The 13,354-nt window shown below is 70.3% G+C and carries 15 protein-coding genes; 12 read left to right on the top strand and 3 right to left on the bottom strand.

The window, feature by feature from the left end:
• Positions 1 to 27: 27 nt before the first annotated feature.
• On the top strand, positions 28 to 666 hold the full coding sequence (locus P3X83_RS33625) for a TetR/AcrR family transcriptional regulator (RefSeq protein WP_277309360.1): 639 nt from the start codon (positions 28 to 30) through the stop codon (positions 664 to 666).
• Positions 663 to 1,109, top strand: a complete 447-nt coding sequence (locus tag P3X83_RS33620; RefSeq protein ID WP_277309359.1) for a thioesterase family protein — start codon at positions 663 to 665, stop codon at positions 1,107 to 1,109. The genes P3X83_RS33625 and P3X83_RS33620 overlap by 4 nt, the downstream gene beginning before the upstream one ends.
• Here the strand turns inward: P3X83_RS33620 and P3X83_RS33615 are convergent.
• Both P3X83_RS33615 and P3X83_RS33610 read right to left on the bottom strand, forming a co-directional pair.
• The gene (locus P3X83_RS33615) at positions 1,104 to 1,271 is read right to left on the bottom strand and encodes a hypothetical protein (RefSeq protein ID WP_277309358.1); all 168 of its coding nucleotides are present in this window, start codon (positions 1,269 to 1,271) and stop codon (positions 1,104 to 1,106) included. The genes P3X83_RS33620 and P3X83_RS33615 overlap by 6 nt on opposite strands.
• Before the next feature lie 83 nt (positions 1,272 to 1,354).
• Positions 1,355 to 1,975: a DsbA family protein gene (locus P3X83_RS33610; RefSeq protein ID WP_277309357.1), complete on the bottom strand. Its 621-nt coding sequence runs from the start codon at positions 1,973 to 1,975 to the stop codon at positions 1,355 to 1,357.
• A gap of 124 nt (positions 1,976 to 2,099) precedes the next feature.
• Here P3X83_RS33610 and glnII point away from each other — a divergent pair, with 124 nt between their 5' ends.
• Complete coding sequence (gene glnII / locus P3X83_RS33605; RefSeq protein WP_277309356.1) at positions 2,100 to 3,113, top strand: glutamine synthetase; 1,014 nt, start codon at positions 2,100 to 2,102, stop codon at positions 3,111 to 3,113.
• A 7-nt stretch (positions 3,114 to 3,120) separates the two neighbouring features.
• Here glnII and P3X83_RS33600 read toward each other — a convergent pair whose 3' ends face one another.
• Positions 3,121 to 3,381 (bottom strand): hypothetical protein, encoded by a 261-nt coding sequence (locus P3X83_RS33600; protein ID WP_277309355.1) that lies wholly within the window; start codon positions 3,379 to 3,381, stop codon positions 3,121 to 3,123.
• Between the two features lie 394 nt (positions 3,382 to 3,775).
• On the opposite strand from P3X83_RS33600, the gene P3X83_RS33595 reads away from it, so the two are divergent.
• The 9 genes from P3X83_RS33595 (at position 3,776) to P3X83_RS33555 (ending at position 13,305) form a co-directional block, all read left to right on the top strand.
• On the top strand, positions 3,776 to 4,309 hold the full coding sequence (locus tag P3X83_RS33595) for a hypothetical protein (protein WP_277309354.1): 534 nt from the start codon (positions 3,776 to 3,778) through the stop codon (positions 4,307 to 4,309).
• Between the two features lie 877 nt (positions 4,310 to 5,186).
• A complete protein-coding gene (locus P3X83_RS33590; protein WP_277309353.1) occupies positions 5,187 to 6,452 on the top strand; it encodes a helix-turn-helix domain-containing protein in 1,266 nt (421 codons plus the stop codon).
• Between the two features lie 71 nt (positions 6,453 to 6,523).
• Entirely contained in the window at positions 6,524 to 7,018 is a 495-nt protein-coding gene (locus P3X83_RS33585) for a VOC family protein (protein ID WP_277309352.1), read from the top strand.
• Positions 7,019 to 7,305: 287 nt separating this feature from the next.
• The gene (locus P3X83_RS33580; protein WP_277309351.1) at positions 7,306 to 7,464 is read left to right on the top strand and encodes a hypothetical protein; all 159 of its coding nucleotides are present in this window, start codon (positions 7,306 to 7,308) and stop codon (positions 7,462 to 7,464) included.
• Positions 7,465 to 7,611: 147 nt separating this feature from the next.
• Complete coding sequence (locus P3X83_RS33575; RefSeq protein ID WP_277309350.1) at positions 7,612 to 8,670, top strand: BMP family ABC transporter substrate-binding protein; 1,059 nt, start codon at positions 7,612 to 7,614, stop codon at positions 8,668 to 8,670.
• A gap of 40 nt (positions 8,671 to 8,710) precedes the next feature.
• Positions 8,711 to 10,270, top strand: a complete 1,560-nt coding sequence (locus tag P3X83_RS33570; protein ID WP_277309349.1) for an ABC transporter ATP-binding protein — start codon at positions 8,711 to 8,713, stop codon at positions 10,268 to 10,270.
• Positions 10,267 to 11,370: a hypothetical protein gene (locus P3X83_RS33565; RefSeq protein WP_277309348.1), complete on the top strand. Its 1,104-nt coding sequence runs from the start codon at positions 10,267 to 10,269 to the stop codon at positions 11,368 to 11,370. Before P3X83_RS33570 ends, P3X83_RS33565 begins: the two co-directional genes overlap by 4 nt.
• A gap of 7 nt (positions 11,371 to 11,377) precedes the next feature.
• Positions 11,378 to 12,277 (top strand): ABC transporter permease, encoded by a 900-nt coding sequence (locus P3X83_RS33560; protein WP_277309346.1) that lies wholly within the window; start codon positions 11,378 to 11,380, stop codon positions 12,275 to 12,277.
• On the top strand, positions 12,274 to 13,305 hold the full coding sequence (locus P3X83_RS33555; protein WP_277309345.1) for a zinc-binding dehydrogenase: 1,032 nt from the start codon (positions 12,274 to 12,276) through the stop codon (positions 13,303 to 13,305). Before P3X83_RS33560 ends, P3X83_RS33555 begins: the two co-directional genes overlap by 4 nt.
• Positions 13,306 to 13,354 lie beyond the last annotated feature (49 nt).

The following is a 13,354-nucleotide window of genomic DNA, read 5'->3' as shown; positions in this document are numbered from 1 at the left end:
GTCATGTAGTTTGCTAGTGTTCGTCCCATGAGGGACGGACGACTGCTGCGAGGCGAGCGCACCCGCCAGGCCGTGCTCGACTCCGCGGTGGCGATGGCCTCCGTCGACGGGCTCGACGGCCTGTCGCTCGCCGGGCTCGCCAAGACCCTGGGCGTGAGCAAGTCCGGCCTGTTCGCGCACTGGCCGGACAAGGAGACGCTGCAGCTCGCGATCATCGGCCACGCCCGCCGTCAGTGGGAGGACCGCATCGTGCGGCCCGCCCTGCGCCACCCCCGCGGCGTGCGCAGGCTGTGGGCGCTGCACGACAACCGCATCCGCTTCTACCAGGACGGCGTGCTCCCCGGCGGCTGCTTCTTCGGCTCCGCCGAGGGCGAGTTCGCCGACCAGCCCGGCGCCGTCCAAGACGCCATCGCCACCGCCAAGCACGACTGGATGTCCCTGCTCACCGGCCTCGCCGCGCGGGCCGTCGGAACCGGCGAGCTGCGCGCCGCCGACGCCGACCCCGGCCAGCTCGCCTTCGAGATCGAGGCCCTCGGCGCCGCCGTCATCCGCCACACCCACCTGCTGACGGTGGAGCAGACCTACGACTACGCCCGGCGGGCCGTCCTGGCGCGGCTCCGCTCGCTGGCCACCGACCCGACCATCCTCCCGGAGGACGTGAATTGACCACCACCACGGTCCAGACCGGGCACATCGAACCGGTCCAGATCCACTTCGACGACCTCGACGCCATGGGCGTCGTGCACAACGCCCGTTACGTCCTGCTGCTGGAGCGCGCCCTGGCGGCCTACTGGTCGGAGCGCGGCTGGCCGTTCGACCCGGCGCTCCCGCACTTCACCGACATCTTCTTCGTGGTGCGCGAGTTCACGATCACCTACCACGTGCCGCTGTCCACCGTCGGCACGGCGGGCGTGCACTTCTGGATCGAGCGGATCGGCACGTCGAGCGTCGTCTACGGCTTCCGCGTGCTGTCGGCCGACCACTCGGTGGTCCACGCCGAGGGCCGCCGCGTCCAGGTCAAGCTGGACCCCGCCACGCTGCGGCCCGCCCCGATGGCCGGCCGCCTGCGCGAGGCCCTGCGCGCCCTGACCGTGGAACCGGCCTCATAGCCCGCCGAAGAACGCCCTGATGTGGGCGGTCAGGCCCTCCGGGTCGGCCATCGCCACCATGTGGCTGGCGCTCTGCCGTCCGCCCCAGTGCGCGATGTCGTCGCCCCGCTCGGCGATCTTGCGGAAGACCGCGGGCCCGCCGTGCGACACCCCGGTGGGCACGGCCTTCTGCGAGACCGGCAGCCCGGCCGCGCCCTCGTAGTAGGTCCACGACGACGACCCGGCCGTGCCATGTCACGCGGGCCTCAATCGAACAGGCGCGGCTCCTGATGCGGAGGGCCCTTCAGCTCGTGGAACCCGGGCGTGCCGGCCACCAGGAGCGTGCCGTCCCACAGGCGACCGGCCTGCTCGCCCCTGGGGATCCGGGAGACGACCGGGCCGAAGAACACCGTTCGCCCGCCGTCGGGCGCGGTGGCCGCCACCACGGGGGTGCCCACGTGCTCGCCGATCAGCCCGATCCCCTCGGCGTGCGAGGCGCGCACCACGGCGTCGTACTCCGTGGACGTGCCCGCCTCCGCCAGGTCCTCGGGGAGCCCGCAGGCGCGCAGCGCGGCCCGCAGGTCGCCGAGCCAGTCCTGGCCCTCGTTACTGCCGGTGGTCCACAGCGCGGTGTAGAACCGCCCGAGCGCCTTCTGCCCGTGCCGCTGGAGCACGGCGGCACAGACGCGCACCGGCACCCACAGGTAGCCCTCGGTGTCACCCTCCGGGTCCTCCTCCCGGCCCTCGTTGAGCACGGACAGGCTCATCAGCCGCCAGCGCACGTCCACCGGCCGCACCCGCGCGACCTCCAGCAGCCACCGGGAGGTGATCCAGGTGTACGGGCAGGCGGGGTCGAACCAGATCTCCGCCGTGGTCCGGTCGGTCATTCACGTCTCCTTGCTTCCAGGCACCGACAAACTTCACATGCAAGTTACATTCGGGCAACAGCCGAGAAATCGCCCGTTGCGACTGTTGGCGTGTCGAACAACCCGACCCGAATGGATCGACGTCGTGAGCTACAAGGCTGAGTACATCTGGATCGACGGCACCGAGCCCACCGCCCGGCTGCGCTCCAAGACCAGGATCCTCGCGGACGGGGCCGAACCCCCGGTCTGGGGTTTCGACGGGTCGAGCACGAACCAGGCCCTGGGCCACACGTCGGACTGTGTGCTGAACCCGGTGTTCACCTGTCCCGACCCGATCAGGGGCGGTGACCACCGTCTGGTGCTGTGCGAGGTGCTGCTGCCCGACGGCAGCCCGCACCCGTCGAACACCCGCTCCGAGCTGTCCGCCGTGAGCGAGCGTTTCGAGGACCAGGAGCCGATCTTCGGCATCGAGCAGGAGTACACGTTCTTCAAGGACGGCCGCCCGCTCGGCTTCCCCTCTGGCGGCTTCCCCGCCCCGCAGGGCTTTTACTACTGCGGCGTCGGCGCCGACGAGGTCTACGGCCGCGAGGTCGTCGAGACCCACCTGGACGCCTGCCTGAACGCCGGGCTCGCCATCTCCGGCATCAACGCCGAGGTCATGCCCGGACAGTGGGAGTTCCAGGTCGGCCCGGTCAGCCCGCTCGCGGCCTCCGACCAGCTCTGGGTCGCCCGCTGGCTGCTCTACCGCGTGGCCGAGGACTTCGGCATCTCCGCCACCCTCGACCCCAAGCCGGTCAAGGGCGACTGGAACGGCGCGGGCGCGCACACCAACTTCTCCACCCGCGCCATGCGCGAGGGCTACGACGCGATCATCACCGCCTGCGACGCCCTCGGCGAGCGCGCCCAGGAGCACATCAAGGGCTACGGCGCGGAGATCGAGCACCGCCTCACCGGCATGCACGAGACCGCTCCGTGGAGTGAGTACAGCTACGGGGTCTCCGACCGGGGCGCCTCGGTGCGCATCCCCTGGCAGGTCGCGGCGGACAAGAAGGGTTACATCGAGGACCGCCGTCCGAACGCGAACTGCGACCCGTACGTGGTCACCCGGCTGATGGTGGACACCTGCTGCGCGGCCCTGGAGAAGGCCGGTCAGGTCTGACCCCGGGTCACCAGGTGTCGAGCGGCAGTTCGTGCGCGGAGGCCAGGTCGAACACGACCCCGCCGTCGCTGAGGCGGACGACCTGGACGGCCTGGGCCCAGCCGACCTCCCGGTGCCTGCGCGCCGCCTCGTAGGCGAACTCGGCGTAGTGGTAACGGTCCGCGACGGTGAAGTCGGGCGGTGGAAAGTCGCAGCGAACCTCGAAGCGGTCGGGCGGCCAGACCGTGATCGTGGGGCCGTGATCGCGCCACGCCGGCGTCCGTGCCATGTGCGCCTCTCCTGTCAATCGGGGCAACACCCAGAGCGTCAACTATGACGGCTCGGCCCGGGACGGCACTGCGGATGACCAAGGTCGATGGGCGATCGTAACCGGCCCTTCATGTTCACGCTCGAAGCTTGATCCGCAGACGTCCCGCGCGGCACATATGCGCCGCGCGACGCATCGACCGCAAGGCGGCCGGCGAGACGCCGGTCGCCTTGTCCGCGTGTCATGAGACCCGGCACTCGACTCTTCGCGGCGATGAAAATCCCGTTCTCGATTAGATCCCCGTTCCGTGGGCAGTGTGTGGGAACGGTAAGAGAACGACAGCGTTCGTCAGGAAAGTGTCAAGAAAGCGCGGAGGAATCACGCGGTAACGCGGAAACGCCGAGGAGTGGGATAGATGGTCTTGCTAGGACTGCTCTTCATGATCGTCGCGGTGGCGGCCGGAGTCGTGGTTTTCACGACCGATACCGCCGCGACGACCACCATGCCGATCAGGGTTCTGGACAGGACCCTGGAACTCAGTCAGTCGGAGATATTCCTCGCCGGGATCGTGGCGGCCGTCATCTTCGTGATCGGCCTGTCGATGCTGAGCGGAGGGCTGCGCCGCACCCTCATGCTCCGCCGCGACCTGCGCCGCACGCGCGGCGAGGCCCGCCGGGCCCGCCGTCTGGAGGAGGAGAAGCGCGAGCTGGAGCGCCGCCTCGGCGGTTCCGCGCCCGCCGCTCCCACGCACGCCCCTGCCGCCGCCTCTGAGGGCCCGGCGACCGGCCCGATGCCCGTCGTCCAGCCCGACGCGCGTCCGGGCAGGCACGCCGCGGGTGAGGACGCACCGGCCCAGCGTCCGGTACCGCAGGAGCGCGCCGCCGCCGCCCACGAGGACGACAAGCTCGTCGCGGGCTCCCGCCGTCCCGGCGACGGCACCCGCCACTGATACGCCCCCACACTCCCGACCCACCGGAACCCCACCACTGGCCCGGCCGGGCCCCGAGCGCCCGATCATCCGGCCCGGCCGAAGGACCGCTGGGGACGGCAGCCCCCGTGCCGTCCCCAGCGGTCGCCCGCGTTACGAGACCCCGCCGGATCGTCGGAAACCCCGACGCCGTCGGGGTTTTGGTTTCGACTAGGCATCGATGAGATCTCGGTGGATCCTGTTCACGCATGTCATGTGGCATGTCACAGTGGGCGACATCGCGATCTGGAGACTTCTGTGCTCAGAGCACAGCGTGTCATCCCAGGTCGTGTGGGATTTTCGCAGTCGAAACGCGGGCAGCGCGGGCCGAGTCGCGCCCCACGCCGGCCCGCGGTGTACGACCCGATGGAGACGAGCGGCTGGATGAACGCCACTACCCGCGAGACATTGGCATGACGGCGGATGCCGCCATGCGATCGTTCGCGGTGGCGACATCGGGGAGGTTCCGGCCTAGCGCCAGGGCGTTACGCCGGTAGAGAGCGAGCAGGGGCACGTAGTGGCGGTACTCGAAGTGGGCGGGCACGGCGAAACCAAGTGTGAGCCGACCCCCCGTGTCGAGCACGCCCTCCTGAAAACGCTCTCATCCCCCGTTAGGGGTGCCCCCGGCGGTGACGCGCTTTCGGTCGTCCGCCAAGGTGGTGCTGAGCATGGGCAGCCCTCATACCCCCGAGTGGAGCGCGGACCGGTCGTGGAGGACCGGGGCCGCCGCTTTTGGTCTGCCCCAACATGAACGTATTGTCACACCTCGATAAGGATGTCCGTAAAGACGATAGATGCGAAGAATTATCCATAGATACCGTCGTCCATGGATAGGCGAGGGCCAGAGCATGGAGGGTGCATGGACCGGGTGGGCGTAGACGGGAAGCTGGACGGGCTCACCGCCGGCTCCGAGCGTAGGCTCGGCCGTCGCGCGTCGCGTCCCGCGGAGCCGGACGGCGGCGCCGGGGGCGGACGACCCGAGCCGGAGGACCGGCCGCGCGAGGCCGTCGACATCGAGCGGTTCGCCACGGGCCTGAACGAGGTCGCCCTCGGCGGTGAGGGCTGGCGCGCCGTGCTCGCCAGGGTCGCGGAGGCGACCGGCCGGGCGGCCCGCCTGATGGGCGTCCACGGCGGGGTCTTCGCCGCCACCGACGGCGGTGACGCGATGCTGAGCCCGGCCGAGGTGGCGAAGGTCTTCGCCGAGCCGGAGCCGGTCACCGTCACGCTGGAGGACGGCTGGTCGGCACGGGCGCTCGCGGTGTGGGCCGGGCAGCGGCGCGTCGGCCTGCTGCTGCTGGCCGAACCCGTGGACGACGAACTGCTGGCCCTGCTCAAGGCATCCTCCACCGCCGTCGCCATCGAGGCCGTGCGCCGCGACGCCGCCGCCACCGCGACCGCCGAGACCGCCAGCCGCCTGATCGACGAGCTGCGCTTCGGCGCACTGCGCGGCACCGAGGAGCTCACCCGCACCGCGGCCAGGTTCGGGCTGCGGCTGTCCGAGCCGCACGCCGCCGCCGTGTTCGACTACGGCGGCCCGAACCGCCGCACCTGGTCCACCGCGCTGTCCTGGCTGGAGATGCCGGTGCGCCAGGAGGACAGCATGGGCTGGACCGTGCTGTCCGGCCGCGACCTGCCGAGGGAGATCACCCGGATCCGCGTCCGGCTGCAGGGCATGGTCGGCGATGGCACCGTGCTGGCCGCGACCGGCCCCGTGGTGGACGACCCGCGCGAGACGGCCCGCTCGTTCAGGGACGCCGAGGTGGTGCTGGGGCTGCTGCGCCGCCGTACCGGCGAGACCGAACTGCTGCACTCGGCGCTGGGGCTGGCGCAGTTGCTGCTGGCCGTACCGCCGGACCGGCTGCGCGCGTTCGTGAACCAGCAGCTCGGGCCGATCCTGGGCCGGCCGGAACTCATCCTCACCCTGGACGCCTGGCTCGCCACCCGTGGCAGCAGGGCCAACGTCGCCGAACAGTTGCATCTGCACCGCAATTCGGTGGGATACCGCGTGGGGCAGTTACGCCAGCTTCTCGGAACCGATCCCCTGGACCCCGAGGCCGCGCACCGGCTGCGCACCGCGCTGACCGCGCGGGAACTGCTCGACGTGTTCTCCCAACGGGGGCCCTGATGGCAGTGGAAACGTACGACGAAACCCCTGGTTGGCAGGACCAGCGGGCCAGAGATCTACCGGAGTGAGTCATGGGTGTCACGCGGATGAACCACGCGGTGCTGTACGTGCGGGACGCGCGCCGTACGGCCGACTTCTACGGCCGTGTACTGGACTTCAAAGTGATCATCGACGATCCGCACGGCCGCTACGCGTTCCTGCGGGCCCCCGACTCCGCCAACCACCACGACCTTGCCCTGTTCACGATCGGCGCGGGCGCGCGCGAGTCCCAGGCGGGACACGCGACCGTCGGCCTCTACCACATCGCCTGGGAGGTCCCCACGCTCGCGGAGCTGGCGGCGCTGAAAGAGCGCCTCGCGGCCGAGGGAGCGCTGGTCGGCGCGAGCGACCACGGCGCGAGCAAGAGCCTGTACGCCAAGGACCCCGACGGACTGGAGTTCGAGGTGATGTGGCTGGTGCCCGCCGAGCACTGGGGCGCCGAGGAGAACGAGGCGATCATCCGCCCGCTCGACCTCGCCGCCGAGCGGCTCAGGTACGCCACGCTGCCGGAGGGCTCCGGCGAGTGATCGAGGGTTTTCAAGCGTCGCGCTCTGACGGGGGCGCCGTCATGCCAAAAAACTGTTCTCGATAATGTGTTCGCTTTCCTGGATTACCCACACCGTGCGATTACAGAAACGTCGGGGGTGCCATACGCGAGGTGATCATCCGAGCGTACGGGGCACATCGGATGATCCCATCGTGATCTTGAAAGGAGATGGTGACTCCGCCCCGAAAAACTGCGGAAATCCGCCTTAACCGGGTGTAGTACACAATGATCGCCCTCATGGTATAAACCCCTACGATGGAGAAACCCATGACAGAACACGTGTGGCGTTTCGTCGACTTCCCCGTCAGAATTCCGTCGAGCGCCGAGTGTCGCGTCTACACCGGAGACGTCGCCATGCGCAGCCCCCGGCGGAATGACGAAGGACTCGCCCCGATCACTCGTCCCTCCGAGTACGCGCACACGTGAACACTGTCGGCGCACCCGGCCACGGCGCCCGCGATGGGCGCCCTCCCCGCGTCGGCCCATGTCATGGGACCACCCTCTTGATCATCCCGGTGGGGGGCCGAACCCAAGTCCTCCAGACTGACCCCCACGTCCTTGGAAGGCATTGCGATGAAAACTCCAGCACGGGCAACCCTCGCGATCCTGGTCGCGCCCGCACTGCTGCTCACCGCCTGCGGTAGCGGAGGCGATCCGGCGACGAGCAAAGCGTCCGCCAACGCGAACGCGAAGGGACAACCCGACGTCAACGGCGACGGCAAGGTCGTGATCGGGGTGCTGAGCGTCGGCGACACCCACGACAACGGCTACTTCCAGAGCTTTGTGGACGACGCCAACACGATCGCCAGGTCCAACGGCTGGGAGGTCCGCATCCTCGACAAGATCCAGGTCTCCGACGCCAAGAACCAGGCGCTCAACCTGTGTCGGCAGCGGGTGGACCTGATCGCCATCGGCTCCGGCGACCTGGGCTCCGCCCTTGAGGCCGCTCCCTCACCCACGTGCAACGACACCCACTGGTACCTGAACGGCGGCGCCGGGCAGATCAAGCAGACCAAGTACTTCAACCAGTCGCTCGACGACGTCAACCAGACCCTCTACACGGCCGGATATGCCGCCGGTCTCGAACTGAAGGAGCGCGGGGCCACCAAGGCCGGGTTCATCACCGGCCCTGAGGAGGACTGGGCCAAGCAGGCCGTCAAGGCGTTCACCGCCGGTGCCAAGAAGGTCGTGCCGAACGTCGAGGTGCTGTCCACCTTCAGCGGCAGCTTCGACGACGCCGCCAAGAACGTCGAGGCGTTCAACGCGCAGAAGGCCAAGGACATCAAGGTCGTCTACCCGTACCTGGGCGGCGCGACCGACGCGGTGACCAAGAAGGCCAACGAGGCGGGGATTCCGGCCCTCAGCTCCGGCACCGACCGGTGCCAGGACAAGACCGTGGCCTACGAGATCTCGGTGGTCTTCAGCCCCGGCGCGTTCTTCGCCGCCGCCCTGCAGCGATTCCAGAAGGGCGACCTGAAGATGGGCGAGGGCAGCCGCTACATCATCGGCCGGGACCCCGTCCCCACGGTGAAGTTCTGCAACCCCAAGGACGACCAGGCAGAGCAGATCCAGAAGCTGATGACCGACATCGGCTCCGAGGCGTTCGATGTCGACAAGGCCGTCGACGGATAGCGGCGACGCCGGAGGCACCGGGACCGCCACCACGGTCCCGGTGCCCGCGGTCGAGCTGACCGGCATCGTCAAACGCTTCGGTAACGTCGTCGCCTGCGACGACGTGACACTGACCGTCCACCGGGGCGAGATCCACGGTCTGCTCGGCCAGAACGGCGCCGGCAAGAGCACCCTCATGAAGATCCTGACCGGCCTGGTGAGCCCGGACTCCGGACGGATCTCCATCGACGGCGGGCAGGTGTCGATCCCCGACCCCCTGGCCGCCGCCGAACTCGGCATCTCCATGGTCCACCAGCACTTCAGCCTGATCGGCCCGATGCGCGTCTGGGAGAACGTGACGCTCGGCGAACGCGGCCACGTGGACCGCGCCTCGGCCCGGCGCATCGTCACCGAGGTCGGCGAGCGCTACGGCCTGGTGGTGGACCCCGACCGGGTCGTGGCCGACCTGACCACCGGCGAACGGCAGCGGGTGGAACTGATCAAGTGCCTGCGCCGCGACCCCGACCTGCTGATCCTGGACGAACCCACCTCCGTGCTGACCCTCAACGAGTCGCGCGAGCTGTTCTCCGTCCTGCGGCGGGTCGCCAAGGACGACAACAAGACGGTCATCCTGATCAGCCACAAGCTCGACGAGATCCTGCACGCCACCGACCGGGTGACCATCATGCGCGGCGGCGCGGTGGTGGCCCACAGGAAGACCGGCGAGACCGACGTACGCGAACTGGCCAGGGAGATGGTGGGCCGCGAGGTCTCCAGGCTTTCCGCCACCTCCGCCGTCGGCGCGCTAGACGCGCTGGTGGAGAAGGTGGCGGAGGGCGCGACCGGCACGGCCACCGCCGAAGGGACCGAGCGGCGCGAGGTACGGCTCCGCGTCACCGACGCCCACGCCACCGGCCGCGACCGCCGTCCGCTGCTGCGCGGGCTGTCCCTTGAGGTCCGCGCCGGCGAGATCCTGGGGCTCGCGGGCGTGGAGGGCAACGGCCAGGCCGCGCTCGGCGACCTGCTGTCCAGCCTGCTGGAGCTGGACAAGGGCGGCGTCGAGGTGTGCGGCAAGGCCGTCCGAACCGGACGGCCGGGCGCGATGCACGCCGCCGGCGTCGGCGTGGTCCCCGAGGACCGCCACGTCTCCGGGTGCGTGCTGGACATGACCGTGGCCGAGAACCTCACCATGGCCGACCTCGGCGAGGTGGCCAGGGGCGTGTTCGTCAGCCCGCGCCGGCTGCGCTCCCGCGCCGACCGGCTGATCGGCGAGTTCGGCATCGCCGCGCCGGGGCCCGACACCCCGATGCGGCAGCTTTCCGGCGGCAACCAGCAGAAGGTCGTGCTGGCCCGCGAACTGGCCGCCGACCCAAGGGTGCTGGTCGTCGCCCAGCCCACCCGGGGCCTGGACGTGGGCGCGATCGAGTACATGACCGAGCGGATCCAGCAGGCCGCCCAGTCCGGGATCGCGGTCCTGCTGATCTCAACGGAGCTGGAGGAGATCCTCACGCTGGCGCACCGCGTCGTGGTGATCCACCGGGGCGCGATCGTCGGCGAGATGGACCGCTCGGAGGTTGATGTGGAACGGCTGGGAATGATGATGGGCGGTCAGGCGGCATGACCGCGCTCACGGCGAGGATTCCCGCCCTGCTCCGGCCCGCCGCGCTCACCACCGTGCTGCTGTACGCGGTGTCGTTCGCGGTGGCGCTCACCTTGGCGGCCGCCCTGGTGACGCTCAGCGGGCACTCCATGCCCGACACCGTCTACGCCCTCTACCAGGGCAGCCTGGAAGGCGGCGGGTCCATCGGGCTCACCATCGACGAGGCGGCCCCGCTGCTGCTGGTCGCGCTGGGCGCGATCGTCTGCGCCCGCGCCGGGATCTTCAACATCGGCCAGGAGGGCCAGGTCCTGATCGGCGCGATGGGCGGCGCCGCCGTCGGCCTGTTCGTGCCGGGGCCCGGCTGGCTGGTCATGGTGCTTTCGCTGCTCGGCGCGGCGGCGGCCGGGGCGGTGTGGGCCGGGGTGCCCGCCGTCCTGTTCTACTGGCGGCGGGTCGATGTGGTGATCAGCACGCTGCTGATGGTCTTCATCGCCGCCCAGGTCGCGATGTTCACGGTCAACCAGGAGAACCTGCTGCAGGAGGCCGGGGAGGCGGGCGCCCGCACCGCGCAGTCCGACCCGCTCCCGGAGGGGGTGCTGCTGCCCCGCGCCGGGGAGTACCCGGACATCAACGTCACCTACGGCGTGTTCGTGGTCGCGGCGCTCACCCTGGCCACGATCCTGATGCTCCGCTACACCACGTGGGGCTTCCGGCTGCGGATGCTGGGGCACAACCCGGCCGCCGCGCGCCGGTCGGGCGTACGGGCCTCGGCGCTCGGCGGCGGCGCGCTGCTGATCTCCGGCGCGTTCGCCGGCCTGGCGGGCGGCATCATGCTCAGCGGCAGCGTCGGCCGCTTCCAGCCCGGCATGGCCGACAACGTCGGCTGGGAAGGACTGCTGGTGGCGCTGGTGGCCCGCAACCATCCGGTGGCGGCGATCCCGATCGCGCTGTTCTTCGGCGGGCTGCGCGCGGGCGGCGGGTTCCTCGCCTCTACCGGCGTGCCCCGTTACCTGGTGTCCGTGGTCACCGCCCTGCTGGTGATGGCCGCCGTCTTCCCCACGGCGTACACGGAGCTGAACAAGCTCCGCAAGAGCCGCAGGCCGGCCACGGCGGAGGGGTGAGGGAGTCGTGGAAGACTTCGAACTGATCTTCGGCAGCGCGATCCGGCTGGCCGTGCCGCTGATGTTCGCCGCGCTCGGCGAGTGGATCGCCGAGCGCGCGGGCACGCTGAACATCTCCCTTGAGGCGATGATGCTCGGGGCGGCGTTCAGCTCGGTGATGGGCGCGGCGGCCACCGGCTCGGCCGAGTTCGGGCTGCTGTGCGGCATCGTGACCGGGTTGCTGGTGGCGTTCGTGCACGCCACCTTCAGCCACCGGCTGTCGGTCAACACCTACGTGGTGGGCCTCACGCTCAACGTGCTGGTGCTGGGCCTGACCAGCTACCTGACGGTCAAGACGGACTTCTACCAGATCGACCGGGTGGCCATCCCCGTCCTGTCCGATCTGCCGCTGGTCGGCGACGCGCTGTTCAACGCGCGCTGGACCACCTACCTGCTGGTCGCGCTGATCCCGCTGGCCTGGTGGCTGGTCCAGCGCAGCCGGTGGGGGCTGGAGGCCCGCGCGGCCGGGGAGAACCCCCAGTCGGCCGACGTCACCGGCATCCACGTGAACAAGCGGCGGCGGCAGGCGCTGCTGATCTGCGGCCTGCTGGCCGGGCTCGGCGGCGCGCACCTGGCGCTGGCCGAGGTCGGCGCGTTCAACACCAACATGACGGCGGGCCAGGGCTACATCGTGATCGCCGCGGTGATCTTCGGGGGCTGGACGCTGCGCGGGACGCTGCTCGGCTGCCTGCTCTTCGGCGGCGCCGACGCCATGCGGCTGGCGCTGCCCGCGATGGGCTACGAGCTGAACGCCCAGTTGCTGATCGCCTCGCCGTACCTGCTGGCGCTGGCCGCCATGTTCTTCTTCGCCAAGAGCCATCGCGGCCCTGCCGCGCTCGGCGCACCCTTCGTACGAGGTATCACGTGAGAGCCATCCAGTACGACGAACACGGCGGGCCCGAGGTCCTGCGTGAGGTGACGCTCCCGGACCCGGTCTGCGGGCCCGGCGACGTCCTGATCGAGGTGAAGGCCGCCGCCGTCAACCGGCTCGACGCGTTGCAGCGGCGCGGGCCCGGGCTGCTGCCCGGGTTCACCCTGCCGCACATCCCCGGCACCGACGTGGCGGGCGTGGTGGTCGCCACGGGCTCCGCGGTCACCACCCGCTCGGTCGGCGACCGCGTGCTGGTCGACCCGTCGCTGAACTGCGGGTCCTGCCCGGCCTGCGCGCGGGGCGACTCGGCCTACTGCCCCGGCATGCGGGTCGTCGGCGGCTCCCGTCAGGGCGGCTACGCCGAGCTGGTCGCGGTCCCCGAGACGCACGCGCACGAGGTGCCCGCGCACATCGGCCTGGAGGAGGCCGCGACCATCCCCACCGTGTACGGCATGGCCTGGCAGGCCCTCGTCGTCCACGGCGGCCTGCGGTCCGGCGAGACGCTGCTCGTGCACGGCGCGGGCAGCGGCATCACCATCGCCGCCGTGCAGATCGCCCGCCGCCTCGGGGCGCGCACCATCGTGTCCTCCGGCTCCGACGACAAGCTGGCCAGGACGGCCAAGCTCGGCGTGGACGCCACCGTCAACCACGCCACCGGCGACCTGGTCGAGCGGGTCCGCGAGGTCACCGACGGCAGGGGAGCCGACATCGTGCTCGACCACGTCGGCCCCGCGCTGTTCCAGCGGTCGCTGTCGGCGCTGCGGATCCACGGCCGGCTGGTGTTCTGCGGCAACACCACCGGCATGACCGCCTCCTTCAACCTCACCGACGCCTACCACCGCGGGCTCACCCTGATCGGCTCGGAGTCCTACGGGCACGAGGCGTTCGGGCGGATGCTCGACTGGTACTGGGAGGCGGACTGCGAATCGGTGTTCGACTCGGTGTTTCCACTGGCGGAGGCGGCCGAGTCGCACCACCGTCTGGAGAGCGGGGAGCTCTTCGGCAAGATCCTGCTCACGACGTGACCCTCCGGGGTAGCTTGGGATCTCCGACCGACGGGAACATCGGAGGAGA

The sequence above is a fragment of the Spongiactinospora sp. TRM90649 genome (assembly GCF_029382225.1).
In the GTDB taxonomy this organism is placed as follows: Bacteria; Actinomycetota; Actinomycetes; order Streptosporangiales; family Streptosporangiaceae; genus Spongiactinospora.
The sequence above is the reverse complement of the archived record's forward strand: the minus strand, read 5'-3'. Positions and strand labels throughout refer to the sequence as shown.